Source organism: Flavobacterium bomense (assembly GCF_003970355.1).
This window is the reverse complement of record NZ_RYDJ01000002.1, coordinates 128973-143566: the sequence shown is the minus strand read 5'-3', so window position 1 is coordinate 143566 and position 14594 is coordinate 128973. Positions and strand designations below refer to the sequence as shown.

The window sequence follows — 14594 nt, the reverse complement described above, 5'->3', positions numbered from 1 at the left end:
ACGTATATAATATTTTTTACATTTGCAGTAATGAAAAAAAGTCAAAACAAACAAAATTATAGTTGTAATAAAACCCGAAACAATATCTCTTTTCTAAGAATATTGAAACGTTTTTATTCTATCAAAGGAAACTTTAGTTTTGATGTTTTTCAATACATGAAAGCAGATCACGAAAAACTTCAGATTATCTATGCAAATATTCGGGTTTGAATTATGGGTTTCTTTATTTTACAATATTTTAATCTATAAATTTATGACATCTAATGAATACAAAATATTCTGATTTAATCAATCAAACCTACTATTTTCCACAGGAAGAATTTACTTTAAACAAAGACAACCTTCAGTTTCATAATATCGATTTAATGAAATTGGTAGAACAATATGGCACTCCATTAAAATTCACCTACTTACCTCAAATTTCCAACAACATTAACAAAGCCAAAAGCTGGTTTCGTAAATCGATGGAGAAAAACAAATACGAGGCAAAATATTACTACTGCTATTGTACTAAAAGTTCTCATTTTGAATTTGTAATGAATGAAGCCTTTAAAAATAACATTCATATTGAAACGTCATCTGCTTTTGATATCAATATTGTTGAGAACTTACTGGCAAACGGAAAAATTAATAAAAGCACCTATGTGATATGCAATGGCTTTAAGAGAGATCAGTATATTGAAAATATAGCCCGAATAATAAATAATGGACATAAAAATGCAATTCCAATTATTGATAATTATGAAGAGCTTGATCTTTTACAAGAACAAATAAAAGGGAAATTCAAAATTGGAATTCGTATTGCTGCTGAGGAAGAACCTAAATTTGAGTTTTACACGTCAAGATTAGGAATAGGGTATAAAAACATTGTCAATTTTTACAAAAAACAAATTCAGGAAAATAAAAAATTGGAACTAAAAATGTTGCACTTTTTTATCAATACAGGAATAAATGATAATGCCTATTACTGGAATGAATTAGTAAAATGTATCAAAGTTTATATTGCATTAAAAAAAGAGTGCCCTACACTTGATGGACTGAATATTGGCGGTGGTTTTCCGATCAAAAATTCATTAGCATTCGAGTACGATTATCAATATATGATTGACGAAATTATCAATCAAATCAAAATTGCCTGCGATGAAGCCGAGGTTGAGGTTCCAAATATTTTCACTGAATTCGGGTCCTTCACAGTAGGAGAAAGTGGCGGTGCAATATACCAGATATTGTATCAAAAACAACAAAATGACAGAGAAAAGTGGAACATGATTGATTCCTCTTTCATCACAACGCTACCGGACACTTGGGCTATAAACAAACGTTTTATCATGCTGGCTGTGAATCGCTGGAATGAAACTTACGAAAGAGTTTTATTAGGAGGAATGACATGCGACAGCGATGATTATTACAACTCCGAGCAAAATATGAACGCAATCTATCTCCCCAAATACAACAAAGAAAAACCGTTATACATAGGATTTTTCAATACGGGGGCTTATCAGGAAACGATTGGCGGATACGGTGGCTTGCATCACTGTTTGATTCCGCAACCCAAACACATATTAATAGACAGAGACGAAAATGGTATTTTAGCTACTGAGGTTTTCTCCGAACAACAAACCTCCGACGATGTTTTGAAAATATTAGGGTACGACAAAAAATAAATAACAATTATTCAATATAAAAATTCGTTAAATTTGAAATACTAATTTTAACTAATTGATTTCTAAGTATTTAAATAAATAAAAATGAGCAAAGGACCAATCAGTCAGTTTATAGAAAAGCATTATTTGCATTTCAACTCTGCATCTTTAGTTGACGCCGCTAAGGCATATGAAGAACAATTAGCCAATGGTGCAAAAATGATGGTGAGCATGGCTGGAGCTATGAGTACTGCCGAGATTGGTAAGATTTTTTCTGAAATTATTCGTCAGGACAAAGTGCATATTATTTCGTGTACTGGTGCAAATCTCGAAGAAGACGTGATGAATCTAGTCGCTCATTCTCATTATGAAAGAGTTCCTAATTACCGTGATTTGACTCCACAGGACGAATGGGATTTATTAGAAAGAGGATTAAATCGTGTAACTGATACTTGTATCCCGGAGCATGAAGCTTTCCGTCGTTTGCAAAAACACATTTACAAAATATGGAAAGATGCAGATGATAAAGGCGAAAGATATTTTCCGCATGAGTTTATGTACAAAATGTTGCTTTCAGGTGTTCTTGAAGAATATTATGAAATTGACCTAAAAGACAGCTGGATGTATGCAGCCGCTGAGAAAAATTTGCCTATCATTGTACCGGGATGGGAAGATAGTACCATGGGAAATATATTTGCATCCTATGTAATAAAAGGAGATTTAAAAGCTTCAACAATGAAATCCGGTATCGAATATATGGTCTTCTTGTCTGATTGGTATCCTAAAAACAGTACAAATGGTGTAGGTTTCTTTCAAATTGGTGGTGGTATTGCTGGAGACTTTCCAATATGTGTAGTACCAATGTTATACCAAGATATGGAAATGCATGACATTCCTTTTTGGAGTTATTTCTGTCAGATTTCAGATTCAACAACCAGTTACGGTTCGTATTCTGGAGCGGTGCCAAATGAAAAAATTACGTGGGGTAAATTAGACATTAAAACCCCTAAGTTCATTATTGAGTCCGATGCTACCATTGTAGCTCCTTTAATTTTCGCTTATTTATTAGATTTATAGAATATTTTATGAAAAGAGTAATTGTAGATTACGCCAAACTTACCAATGAAATTTTAAACCTATTGGTTGATAAATTTCCAGATGGTTATGATGATTCAAATATTATTAGTTTTAGAAACGCTAAAAATGAATTAGTTGAAGCAGTTGAAGTACGAACTGAAGATACCATTTATTTAGTAAAAGTGAGCACAAAACTGGCTGATAGAATTGAAAATTATGATGAAGATGATGAAATAATCATCGATGAAGTTGTTGAACCAATTAAAGGGCTTGATTTAGAGGACGATATGGATGATGATGACGAGGATGATGCTAATGATAAACCAGATACTGATTCAGGAGATGATGATGAAGATGCAGACGAAAAAGATTTTTCAGATGATGACGATGACGATGAAGAGGATTAATTAATCCCTTCTCAAATATATTTATTAAAAGGAACTCATTCACGAGTTCCTTTTTTTATAACTTTAGACTTCTAAATATACGCCAAAATGACTAATCAAATTTTATATGCCAAACTCAAAGAAAACTTTGGTTTTGAAAAATTTCGCCCAAACCAGGAAGAGATAATAAATTGTGTACTTTCCGGACAGGATACATTGGCAATTATGCCTACAGGTGGAGGAAAATCAATTTGTTTTCAATTGCCCGCATTGGTTTTTCCGGGAATTACAATCGTAATTTCTCCACTGATTGCTTTGATGAAAGATCAGGTAGATAGTCTGAAAGCAAATGGTATTGAAGCCTGTTTCATCAACAGTAGCCAAACTGAAAATGAACGTCAGTTTTATATCGAAAGGTTAAAATCGAATGTGATTAAATTAGTGTATATCGCTCCGGAAAGCCTGTCGTTTCTGGATAATCTTTTCAATAGTTTGACCATAAGTTTAATTGCTATTGATGAAGCACATTGCATTTCAGCTTGGGGACATGATTTTCGTCCTGCATATACTAATTTAGGATACCTCAAAAAGCGCTTCCCTTCTACTCCAATATTAGCTTTAACTGCAACGGCTGATAAGGCTACACGTAAAGATATTAGCCAACAATTAAATTTGATAAATCCAAAAATATTTGTTGCTTCTTTTGATCGAAAAAATTTAAGTTTAGAAGTGCGTCCCGCTTTGGACAGAGTCAAACAAATTATAGATTTCATCCTAGAAAAGCCCAATGAATCGGGAATTATCTACTGTTTAAGCAGAAAAACAACAGAAGAATTGGCTGAAAAACTACAAAAAACAGGCGTGAATGCCAAAGCGTATCACGCAGGTTTAGACACGAAAATTCGTTCTAAAACACAAGATGAATTTATCAATGATGATTGCCAGGTGATTTGTGCTACCATTGCTTTTGGAATGGGAATTGACAAATCCAATGTACGCTGGGTCATTCATTATAACTTACCTAAAAATATTGAAGGCTATTATCAGGAAATTGGTCGTGCCGGTCGCGATGGATTACCATCAGAAACGGTATTATTCGAAAGTTATGGTGATCTGATTCAGTTGCAAAAATTTGCCTCTCAAGGTTTGAATGCTGAAGTGCAACTGGCCAAATTAGAACGAATGAAACAATATGCCGATGCGTTGAGTTGTCGCAGAAAAATATTGCTTTCCTATTTTGGCGAACTTGTCACAGAGAATTGTGGAAACTGTGATATTTGTAAAAATCCACCACTTTTTTTTGATGGAACGGTCATCGCTCAAAAAGCTTTATCGGCAATTATTCGGTTGAAGGAAATAGAACCATTACCAGTAATCATTGACTTTTTACGCGGTTCAAAAAATGCATATATTTATGAAAAAGAATACCAAAACCTGAAAACATACAGTGTTGGTGCTAATTTATCATGGTATGACTGGAATCAATATTTGATACAATTGATCAATTTGGGCTATTGTGAAATTGCTTTTCACCAGCAAAACAAAATCAAATTGACAGCCTTTGCAAAAAAAGTATTATTTGAAGGTGAGAAAGTACAACTGACCACAGTTCAAAAAATCAATATCGACAAGCAAGAAATTAAACAAACCAAATCCGTTGCAAATTCACTTTTTGAAACTTTACGTAAACTACGGTACGAAATTTCTAAGGAAGAATCTGTACCGGCTTATGTGATTTTCAGTGATGCGGCTTTACGCCAAATGGAAATTGAAAGACCGATGAGCGAAACAGAATTATTGGCAATTGACGGCGTTGGTAAAGCAAAACTAGAAAAATATGGCGATGCTTTTATAAAAGTTATCCAAGATTTCCAGAAAGCAAAAGGTGCTAAAAAGAAAAAAGAAGCCACAACCTACAAAGAAACATTAGAACTTTATACTACCGGATTCTCTGTAGAGGAAATTGCCCAAAAAAGAAAATTAGGTTTAAGTACAATTATGTCTCATTTAGCAAAACTGTATGTTGATGGAGCTAATATAGATTTGGATTCGCTTATCTCAAAAGAAGAAGTTTCTCAAATTGCTGAAGCGCAAATAAAACTGGAATCACCAAATGCCTTAAAACCTTATTTTGATTATTTTGAAGAAAAAATAGACTACGGAAAAATCCGGTTAGCATTAGCCATACTCGAAAAAGAAAAAGCAGTACTTTAAAACCTACTATGATACATTCCTTTCCGCCTTTTGTAAATTCTGAAACTGAAATATTCACATCAAAAACCAAGAAGAAAATGATTTTGAAACATTGTTTAAAGAATTTCCCGGCATCACAAAAATTATTTTTAACGGAAAAGAAAGTCATAAATACTTTCTAAAAAAATTTGGTCAAATAAAAGGCATCACATATTATATGATGCCTTCCACAAATCCTGCCAATACCATGTCTTTTGAAAACAAATTAAAAATTTGGTCAACTTGTTTTCAATAATTTATAAGTACCTTTCTTCAAAAACTTTTTGATGGTGTTTTTGATGTCCAATCATAATAAAACCTATGGCTCGAACTGAAACAGCAGTATTTGAGGCAGTTCCAATTCTCTTTAATTGCTCTTCAGATAAACTTTTGAAAAGAAATAAATTCGAATGTCGCACTGCTGAAAATTCAGTTAGTAAATCTTGAATACTTCTATTGGCAGCTTCAGTATTATTTACATAATCATTTTCATCAAAACCAGGCAAAGCTGTTTGGTCATTTCTTGAAATTCGCAACGCACGATAGGCAAATATGCGCTCCGTATCAATTACATGCTGAATAATTTCCTTGATATTCCACTTCCCTTGCGCATATCTATAATCAAATTTATCCATTGGAATGTTTTGAATAAAATGGATAAAATCATGTAATGAAATTTCTAATTCTTCCATCAAATTTACGTCTCCCAAAGCATTTATATACGGAGTATAAAAAGAGGCATATTCGTTTTCGGGTAATTGAGTTGACTTCATATTTTATCGTTTAAGCGGAGTTTCTACTGGCATTAGTATTTCCAAAAAGGGAACGGGTTACAATTTTTTCGTATACTTGTATCAAAGCTTCGTCAGGGGTATTTTCTTTATTTAATTCATTGATACGCAATAAAGCATATTGTTGTATTGTTAATAGTGGCAGTACTATACGTTCTCTTATTTGAATTGATGCTTTACCATCTGGATAATTTTCCATAAGCTCTTTATGACCTGCAATTTTCAAAAGTAATCTTTTTGTTTCTAAAAATTCATCATAAATAATTTGCCAAAATGTTCCAAATTCAGGATCTTTTCTCATGTAAGCAGTCAATGGGAAAAATGATTTGGCCAATGACATCATACTGTTTTCTAATAAGGTTTTGACAAACAACGAATTATCGTATAAATCCTGAACTTTATCCCACTGATTTGTATCTTCAAAATGTTTTAAAGCTGTACCTACACCAAAAAACCCGGGTACATTTTGCTTCAATTGGCTCCAAGAACCTACAAAAGGAATCGCTCGTAAATCAGCAAAATCTAAATGTTCTGATTTACTTCTTTTAGAAGGACGACTTCCTATGTTTGTTTTAGCATAATACTTCAACGTACTCATCTGCTCTAAATAAGGAATAAATTTTGGATGATTTTTAAAGCTTAAATATTTCTCATATCCTAAACCAGCTAATTGATCCATTATGTTTTTTTCGTCCAAAGTCAATTCATTTTGACCTTTGCTGAAAACCTGATTGGTTACTCCGGCACTCAATAAATTTTCTAAATTGTAGCGACAGGAATCCAAAGTCCCAAAATTAGAACTAATCGTTTGACCTTGTACAGTAACCTGAATTTCGTTATTTTCAATATTAGGCCCCAATGAAGCATAGAACTTATGTGTTTTCCCTCCGCCGCGCGCTGGTGGACCGCCTCGACCATCAAAGAAAATTACTTTTACACCATATTTTCTGGAAATTGCAGTAAGTTCTTCTTTGGCCTTGTAAATACTCCAATTCGCCATCAAATATCCTCCGTCTTTTGTACCGTCAGAAAAACCAAGCATGATTGTTTGCTTATTATCTCTGTTCGTTAAATGTTTTGCATAACCAGGATTAGTATATAATTTTTCCATGATAGCATGTGCATTTTGCAAATCATTAACCGATTCAAAAAGCGGAATAATATCAACGGGAGGATTTTCCCAATTGCTCAAACGAAATAACGCAAAGGTCTCCATCACATTAAGTGCACTTTCATTATTACTGATAATGTAACGGTTAGCGCCAAATTCTCCGTTTTTTTCCTGAATTGTTTTTATCGTTTGAATGGATTCGATTGTCAAACGCGACATTTCATTTGAAAACACAGTAGCATCAAGATTCTCACTTACATTTGATAAAATCGTAAACTTTTCTTTTTCTGTTAATTCAAAATAATTTTTCGGAAAAACAGAGGGATTTGTTTTTAAATAAAAATCCACTATATCTTTGAACACAGCATCATGAATTTTACTGTTCTGACGTATGTCTAATGACGCAAAATGAAATCCAAATAAATTTACTTTTATTAATAGCGCGTCCAATTCATCTAAATATAACGATTGATGCTGGTCGATAATTATTTGTTTAATTTTATTTAATTGTGATTTGAATTCATCCAAAGTAATGAAAATTTCTCCTGTAGAATAAAATACAGACCTATAAAGTTTTTGTTCTAATTCAGTCACTAAAGTATCTACACCAGAGAAGGTTAGTTTTCTTTTTAAATTTCTAATTTCGATATAATAACACTTCAATATAGAAGTTCGCAAACGTTCCGCTACTTTCAGCGTTATTTCAGTAGTCACAAATGGATTTCCATCACGGTCGCCGCCTGGCCAAAATCCAAGTTTAATCAAAGGATTCTTTATGGAGTTGCCGTTAAAAATGTTTTTTTGCAAATACTGCACGATCTCGCCTGAAGTTTGATAAAAAACATTTTCAAGATACCAGATCAAACTTACTGCTTCGTCAAAAGGATTTGGTTTTTCGTTTTGAATAAAAGGCGTTTTTCCTAATTGAGCCAGTAACTGTTTAATTTCAAGCAAGTTATTTTTCCGAATCGCTTCGGTCAAATCAGTAATTATCCCAAGAACTGCTCCCGGATAAAATTGCGTAGGATGCGCCGTCAAAACTGTCCTTACATTGAAATCTTCCAGAAAATCAATCAATTCCTCTTCCTTGTCTTTTGCATCTGATTTTTCTTTGATATCTCTTAAAGATCCTCGTCCTTCCATATTATTAACAACTGGAAAAGCAGCATCTTCAATAGCATCAAACAAAACAATTTGGCGTTCGATATATTGAATAAAACGAAACATAATATCAATTTTTTCTGTTTCTGAAGGATCATGTAAATACCTTTTGGCAAAAAAATCAAAAATTTCTTTTGGAGTTTCTTGCTTTTTAAATCCTGTATCACAAATATCTGCAAACAAAGGAAGTAAAGCTCCCGTATTATCTATGGAGTGAAATGGCAATGTTATAAAAACACTATTATAAATGTGATATTTAGAGAGGACATCTTGATTAAAACGTTCAAGTTTGGGTAGTGTGTACATAATTTTGTTGTAGTTGGTTGTTGGTTTAGTTAATTTTTCATAAAAAAACCTCAAGAACTAACTTGAGGTTATATTTATAATATAGTGCATTCAAGAGTAATTACATATTTTTGAAAATAGTATGCATCAAACGCTTCTTATCATTTATACTTTCCTCAAGGGAAATCATTGTTTCGGTTCTATAAACACCATCAATATCATCAATCATAAAGATCACATCTTTAGCATGCTTGGTATCTTTTGCTCTAATTTTACAAAAAATATTAAATTTCCCAGTGGTGACTGAAGCTACTGTTACAAAAGGAATTTCGTTGATACGCTCCAAAACAAACTTCGTTTGAGACGTATTATTTAGAAAAACACCAACATAAGCAATAAAAGAATAGCCTAATTTATCATAATCAAGCACTAATGAGGATCCCATGATAATACCGGCATCTTCCATTTTTTTCACTCTAACATGCACAGTTCCTGCTGAAATCAATAATTTTTTTGCAATATCCGTAAATGGAACTCTTGTGTTGTCTATCAACATATCTAAAATCTGGTGATCTACTTCATCTAAACGAAACTTACTCATAATTCTTTAATTAATATTATTAATTACTATAACAAAGTATAAAAATATACATAAAAACAACAAAAAGACGTAAATATTATATTTTTATCATTCCGTTAACAAATTTCACGTTATTATCTAAATAAAAATCAGCTTTTTGATTCAATTTAGGAATATCGTTATGATCATCTTTGTATAAAGCTCCTTTAGCATCATATTCGAAATGACCAAAATAATCCTCCAAATCGCCTATTTGTGAAACATAGGCATTAAAACAGACCTGATTTTCAATTAGCTCTTCTTTGTATTGTGCTGCAAAATTGGTGATAATTTCGATACCATCATAATTTATTTTGATGTTTTTATACATAAAATCATAAAAAACGACTTTATTCTGAGAAATACTCAAATATTTGTCAATTCCATTATCAACTATAACGTTTTCGGAGAGTATCCTAAAACTTGAAATTAAACTCATAAAAACGTATTTTCGTGTTTCTTCCCTTTGATAATCATTCTCAAAATGACCCGCTTCAAACAATAAAGTGGGCACTCCTAAAAACTGAAACGTGTCTCCAATGCAATTTATATTAAACGAATCATCAAAACGCCCAATCTGATTGGGAAGATAACGCTGTAAATCCTCATTTATTCCGGCAATCAAGTTGATCGCTTTCAACCTAGATTCATTTATATCTCGATTTTCATTATAGGAAGGTGCTAAAAAAGATACTGTTGCAGGTTTCCCGGTATCATCTACACCAAAAATAGTACGCTGATCATGCAAGTTAAAACAATAATCAGGCTCAAAGGAATCAAAAGCTGCCCTTAACAGCTTGCTTTCTGGTTGTGTCAGCGCTTGCGAATCGCGATTTAAATCAACTTTATTGGCGTTTTCTCTTGTGTATAATGTTGCACCGTCAGGATTCAACATCGGAATGGTGTAAAAAGTAAAGAAGTCTAATAATTGGTGTGCTAATGCAGAACCACTATGCAGTACATTAAAAAAATCGAATAGCGCTTTTGTAGTTGTACTTTCATTTCCGTGCATTTGGGACCACAGAAAAATTCTCGTTTTTCCTTTTCCAATTTCATACGAATAAATAGATTTTCCAAGAACTGATTTTCCTATAATTTGAAGTTGATTGTTCGTGTTTAATTTTTGCAACAAAGGCTCGATTGATGTTAAAGTGACGTACCGTCCACGAACGGATTCTTCCTTAAACTGATCGAATAATTCTTCTAAATTCATACCATTTTATTTGATTTACAAAAGTAAACATCTTTGCATTTACATTTGTAAACATTCAAAACAAAGAATATTTCAATACTGTAAACACTTTTCGCCAGTTAAACCAGGTAGAAAATCCGGCAAATGTTAACAATTGTTATAAATTTATTTTATAATAATTAGAATTTTGTTTATCAATTAATTATGTGTATTTATTAAAAGTATAACTTTAGTTTATTAGACTTTTAAAATACTATTTATACCTTTAATTTTGATACGTAAGTTTCTTTTGATTACATTTGTAACTAGTTAATTTTTACATTAATTTACAATGGTAAACATAGAAGATTTTATAAAAAGATTAGAGATTATACTGGACTACTACAATTTGAATGCCTCTTCTTTTGCAGATAAAATTGGTGTGCAACGCTCCAGCCTGTCTCACCTGCTTTCTGGGAGAAACAAACCAAGCTTGGATTTTATACTTAAAATTTTAGATGTTTTTCCTGATGTTGATTTGTATTGGATTCTGAATGGAAAAGGAACCTTTCCAAAAAATGCGGAAGAGTTTAACACTAGAGAAAGAATTATTAATCAGGTCTCTGAACAAAATATCCCTGCTCTGGCCAGTGATCAAATAATCTCTGAAAATTTATTTTCTGAACTAAAAAATACTGTTTTGATTCCTGCATTGGAAACTAAAAAAAGTGATCCAATAAATAGTCCTGGTGAAGCGGTTGCTTCTGAAATTGACACCATTGTTATCTTTTATAAAAATGGCTCTTTCAAGAGTTATGTTCCAAATTAAATAAATAACCCCAATTCTGATTTTAGAATTGGGGTTATCGATTAAAAAAGCATTTTTGAAAACAAAAATCTATTTTCTTAAGACAAAAATTGACGTTACACCCGCTTCCGCTCTCGCATTTACGGGAGCAAAATCACCCGAACCAACAGGAAAACTATACGTTAGTACTTGTCCTCCTGCATTTAATCTTTCAGCAACATATATGTTTTTTGTAACACTGTCATAAGCCACAGCCACAGGATTGCCTAAAAGTGAATTAGAACCATAAATCCGTACTTGATTCGTTACTGCAATTGTTCCCGCAGCAGCAGTTGAAGCGAAAACAGTTGAGAAATTTTTAATTATAATTAATCCACCATCAGTGGCTGAAGCAGCACTGGCAAATAATTTGACTATTGGTGTTGTAGTTAATAAATTGGTAAGCGTAATTTTCCCGGAGGTATTACTGGATGTCATCAAATTTAATTCTGCCGGGCTAGTATCAGAATCATTATTATTGTATCAAGCGAAAAATAAAACTAAAAATGCGGTACTAATAACCAAATGTTTCATGTTGTATATTTTAGAGTTTTAATACACTTATGAGAAATCAATTATATGGTTTTAACATTTTTTAAGTTTTTTTAAGAGTTATTCAAATGAGTATCCCTGTTCTGGAATTTTACCCTTGACTCCTATAAAATGTTTTTTCAAAACGGTTATATCGGCCTCAATATCTCCCGAAGGAAAAATAGGATTTCCTAAATTAATTTCTTTTTTTCCAAAATCAAATGCAATAGGAATTACAGGAACCTTTGCTTTTAAAGCAATGTAATAAAATCCTGTTTTAAGTTTGCTAATCTTTTTACGGGTTCCTTCCGGTGCTACTGCCAGACGAAAAACCTTTTTTCTTTGAAAAATAGCTGCAATAGAATCCACTTTATTCAACCCTCCTGTCCTATCAAGCGGTTCTCCACCCATGTATCTAAAATAAAATCCCAAAGGAAAACGGAATAATTCCTGTTTGCCTACCCAATTCATTTGTAAACCGGTTATTGCTCGGATAAAAACCCCTAAATAAAAATCATGAGCGCTGGTATGTGGCATTATCATCATGACACATTTCGTGATATTTGGATCAATACTACCCACTACTTTCCAACCCATTAGTCTGGAAAATATCCATCTGTATAATTGTTTCTTCATTCTTGCTTTCTTTCGTACAAAATAAATAATTAATATCTTATTTTTGGGTAAATCTATCATTAATGCTAAAAAAAATATTCAGCTACGTAATTCCTTTAACTATTTATCAAACTAAATCGGCTTTGAGCAAATCGATTGAGGTGACTTGGGCAAATGGGGAACTGGTCATGGATTCTCAAAACACAAATTATTCCTATGGCAGTTTGCAACGGATTCTGAGGTTAGGCTTAAAAAACATTGGATACAAAAAAATTGTGCCCATGGAGCATATTTTAGTTTTAGGTGTTGCTGGTGGAAGTGTCATCAAAACATTGGTAGAAGAAATAAAATACAAAGGAAAAATTACCGGTGTTGAAATTGATCCTGAAATAATTACAATAGCCAATGCCTATTTTGACTTGGATAAAACAAAAAATCTTACAATTGTAATTGAGGATGCTTTTGCATTTGTGTTAAAAACCCCTACTAAATACGATTTGATTATCATTGATATTTTCCAGGACACTACAATGCCTAATTTTTTATTTGAACCTTTTTTTACCAATAGGGTTTGCTCGCTTTTAAAAAGTCATGGTTTTATTCTTTTTAATACGATGTTATTAGATGAAAATCAAAATCAAAGAAATAAAAAATATGTAACCGAGTTTTACAAAAATCAATTTAAAATTAGAACTATTCCAAGAGTTGAAGTTCATAATGAACTTATTGTCATCGAGAAAATTGCCTAATCAAAACGGTTTTTCAGCTCTGAATTTTTAACATTTCCCTAGCTTTTTCTAGATCTTCTGGGGTATCAATACCAATACCAATGTGAGTAGTTTCGATCATTTTAATGCGTTTCCCAAATTCAAGATAACGCAATTGCTCTAGTTTTTCAGATGCTTCTAATGATTGCATGGGCAAACTATAAAAATCCAATAATGCTTGTTTTCTAAACGCATAAACACCAATATGTTGCAGGTACCGTACGCCTACATTTTTCGCTCTTGGATACGGAATAACCGATCGGGAGAAGTACAAGGCAAATCCGTTTTGATCCACCACAACTTTTACATTATTGGGATTATTAATCTCTGCTTCATTCGTGATTTCGCGCATCAACGACGCTAAATCTACTTTTTTATCCAAATCATTTCTAAAAATTTCAATCACTTTAGCTAAAGGTTCCGCATCAATAAAAGGCTCATCTCCTTGTACATTGACTACAATATCAACATCCAGATTTTCTATTGCTTCTGCAATTCGATCACTTCCGGATTCGTGTTCTTTGATGCTTCGAATAACGTTTCCTCCGTGAGTACGTATTTCGTCATAAATTAAATCGGAATCAGTTACTACAAAAACAGCATCAAATAATTTAGTGTTTACAGCTGCTTCATACGTTCTTAAAATTACCGTTTTACCGCCTAAATCCTGCATTAGTTTGGCAGGAAATCGTGTCGAAGCGTATCGTGCGGGAATGACTGCTATTATTTTCATTTTTATTTTTTTATTTGCGTTTAAGAGTTTTATAGCCGTTACAGCTAGACTCTTTAAAGTATAAAATTACTTCATTATCCTAATCCACTCTTGCTAGCAGGCTACTAAGTTAGTCTGTTTTTATGAATTAGAAAAACGGCACTACATTCTCAGTGCTTAATTGTAGTGTTTTACATTAGTATGAGTTTTATTTTAAGAGTTATTCTTTTTTTTTATCCCATCACACAAGCCTCCTTTACTTGGATTGATACGCTACACTTATTTATATTTGGATTTTTATCTGATTTTTGTTTTTGTTTTGGTCAGTGACTTTTTGTGGCTCTATCATATTTTCATCTCCAATACAAAATACCGAAACAAATCAGGTTCTGGTTATTTTCCTTTGTCATCTTTCTATATGTGGTTTAATTTTACAAAATAGAATCAGTGAATACCTTTTTCGGAATGAATTTGGGGTCAAATACAATTTTATCGCAGTAAATTATCTGGTGTATACTAATGAAGTGATAGGTAATATTATGCAATCCTATCCTGTTATTCCCTTATTTTCTGCACTATTTATTTGTACAGGATTGGTCACTTATTTTAAAAGTAAAGAAATCAAAAAACTATCTTGAAAGCATTC

The 14594-nt window shown here is 32.5% G+C and carries 14 protein-coding genes; 7 read left to right on the top strand and 7 right to left on the bottom strand.

What is annotated here, in order from left to right; genetic code table 11:
* The first annotated feature begins 30 nt into the window (after positions 1-30).
* From EKL98_RS03465 to recQ, 5 genes are all read left to right on the top strand, one after another.
* A complete protein-coding gene (locus EKL98_RS03465; RefSeq protein WP_126459556.1) occupies positions 31-210 on the top strand; it encodes a hypothetical protein in 180 nt (59 codons plus the stop codon).
* 53 nt (positions 211-263) lie between these two features.
* Positions 264-1664 carry a type III PLP-dependent enzyme domain-containing protein gene (locus EKL98_RS03460; protein WP_126459553.1) on the top strand — a complete coding sequence of 467 codons (1401 nt, stop codon included), beginning with the start codon at positions 264-266 and terminating at the stop codon, positions 1662-1664.
* An 84-nt stretch (positions 1665-1748) separates the two neighbouring features.
* Entirely contained in the window at positions 1749-2720 is a 972-nt protein-coding gene (locus EKL98_RS03455; RefSeq protein ID WP_126459548.1) for a deoxyhypusine synthase family protein, read from the top strand.
* 8 nt (positions 2721-2728) lie between these two features.
* Positions 2729-3127 (top strand): DNA primase, encoded by a 399-nt coding sequence (locus tag EKL98_RS03450; protein ID WP_126459544.1) that lies wholly within the window; start codon positions 2729-2731, stop codon positions 3125-3127.
* 87 nt (positions 3128-3214) lie between these two features.
* On the top strand, positions 3215-5320 hold the full coding sequence (gene recQ / locus EKL98_RS03445; protein ID WP_126553311.1) for a DNA helicase RecQ: 2106 nt from the start codon (positions 3215-3217) through the stop codon (positions 5318-5320).
* 275 nt (positions 5321-5595) lie between these two features.
* Here the strand turns inward: recQ and EKL98_RS03435 are convergent, their stop codons facing one another.
* From EKL98_RS03435 to EKL98_RS03420, 4 genes are all read right to left on the bottom strand, one after another.
* A complete protein-coding gene (locus tag EKL98_RS03435; RefSeq protein WP_126459538.1) occupies positions 5596-6111 on the bottom strand; it encodes a DinB family protein in 516 nt (171 codons plus the stop codon).
* 10 nt (positions 6112-6121) lie between these two features.
* Positions 6122-8707 carry a phosphoenolpyruvate carboxylase gene (locus EKL98_RS03430; protein WP_126561559.1) on the bottom strand — a complete coding sequence of 862 codons (2586 nt, stop codon included), beginning with the start codon at positions 8705-8707 and terminating at the stop codon, positions 6122-6124.
* 100 nt (positions 8708-8807) lie between these two features.
* Positions 8808-9287, bottom strand: a complete 480-nt coding sequence (locus EKL98_RS03425) for an Lrp/AsnC family transcriptional regulator (RefSeq protein ID WP_072943262.1) — start codon at positions 9285-9287, stop codon at positions 8808-8810.
* 76 nt (positions 9288-9363) lie between these two features.
* A complete protein-coding gene (locus EKL98_RS03420) occupies positions 9364-10518 on the bottom strand; it encodes a M14 family metallopeptidase (RefSeq protein ID WP_126561558.1) in 1155 nt (384 codons plus the stop codon).
* A 310-nt stretch (positions 10519-10828) separates the two neighbouring features.
* On the opposite strand from EKL98_RS03420, the gene EKL98_RS03415 reads away from it, so the two are divergent.
* Complete coding sequence (locus EKL98_RS03415; protein WP_126459528.1) at positions 10829-11305, top strand: helix-turn-helix domain-containing protein; 477 nt, start codon at positions 10829-10831, stop codon at positions 11303-11305.
* Positions 11306-11374: 69 nt separating this feature from the next.
* Here the strand turns inward: EKL98_RS03415 and EKL98_RS03410 are convergent, their stop codons facing one another.
* Together EKL98_RS03410 and EKL98_RS03405 are read right to left on the bottom strand one after the other, a co-directional pair.
* On the bottom strand, positions 11375-11761 hold the full coding sequence (locus EKL98_RS03410; protein WP_126459525.1) for a hypothetical protein: 387 nt from the start codon (positions 11759-11761) through the stop codon (positions 11375-11377).
* Positions 11762-11935: 174 nt separating this feature from the next.
* Positions 11936-12490, bottom strand: a complete 555-nt coding sequence (locus EKL98_RS03405) for a 1-acyl-sn-glycerol-3-phosphate acyltransferase (protein WP_126561557.1) — start codon at positions 12488-12490, stop codon at positions 11936-11938.
* A gap of 62 nt (positions 12491-12552) precedes the next feature.
* Between EKL98_RS03405 and EKL98_RS03400 the strand changes: the two genes are divergently transcribed.
* Entirely contained in the window at positions 12553-13218 is a 666-nt protein-coding gene (locus tag EKL98_RS03400) for a spermidine synthase (RefSeq protein WP_126553321.1), read from the top strand.
* Positions 13219-13231: 13 nt separating this feature from the next.
* On the opposite strand, the gene kdsB is transcribed toward EKL98_RS03400, so the two are convergent.
* Positions 13232-13969, bottom strand: a complete 738-nt coding sequence (gene kdsB, locus EKL98_RS03395) for a 3-deoxy-manno-octulosonate cytidylyltransferase (RefSeq protein ID WP_126561556.1) — start codon at positions 13967-13969, stop codon at positions 13232-13234.
* Positions 13970-14594: the final 625 nt, after the last annotated feature.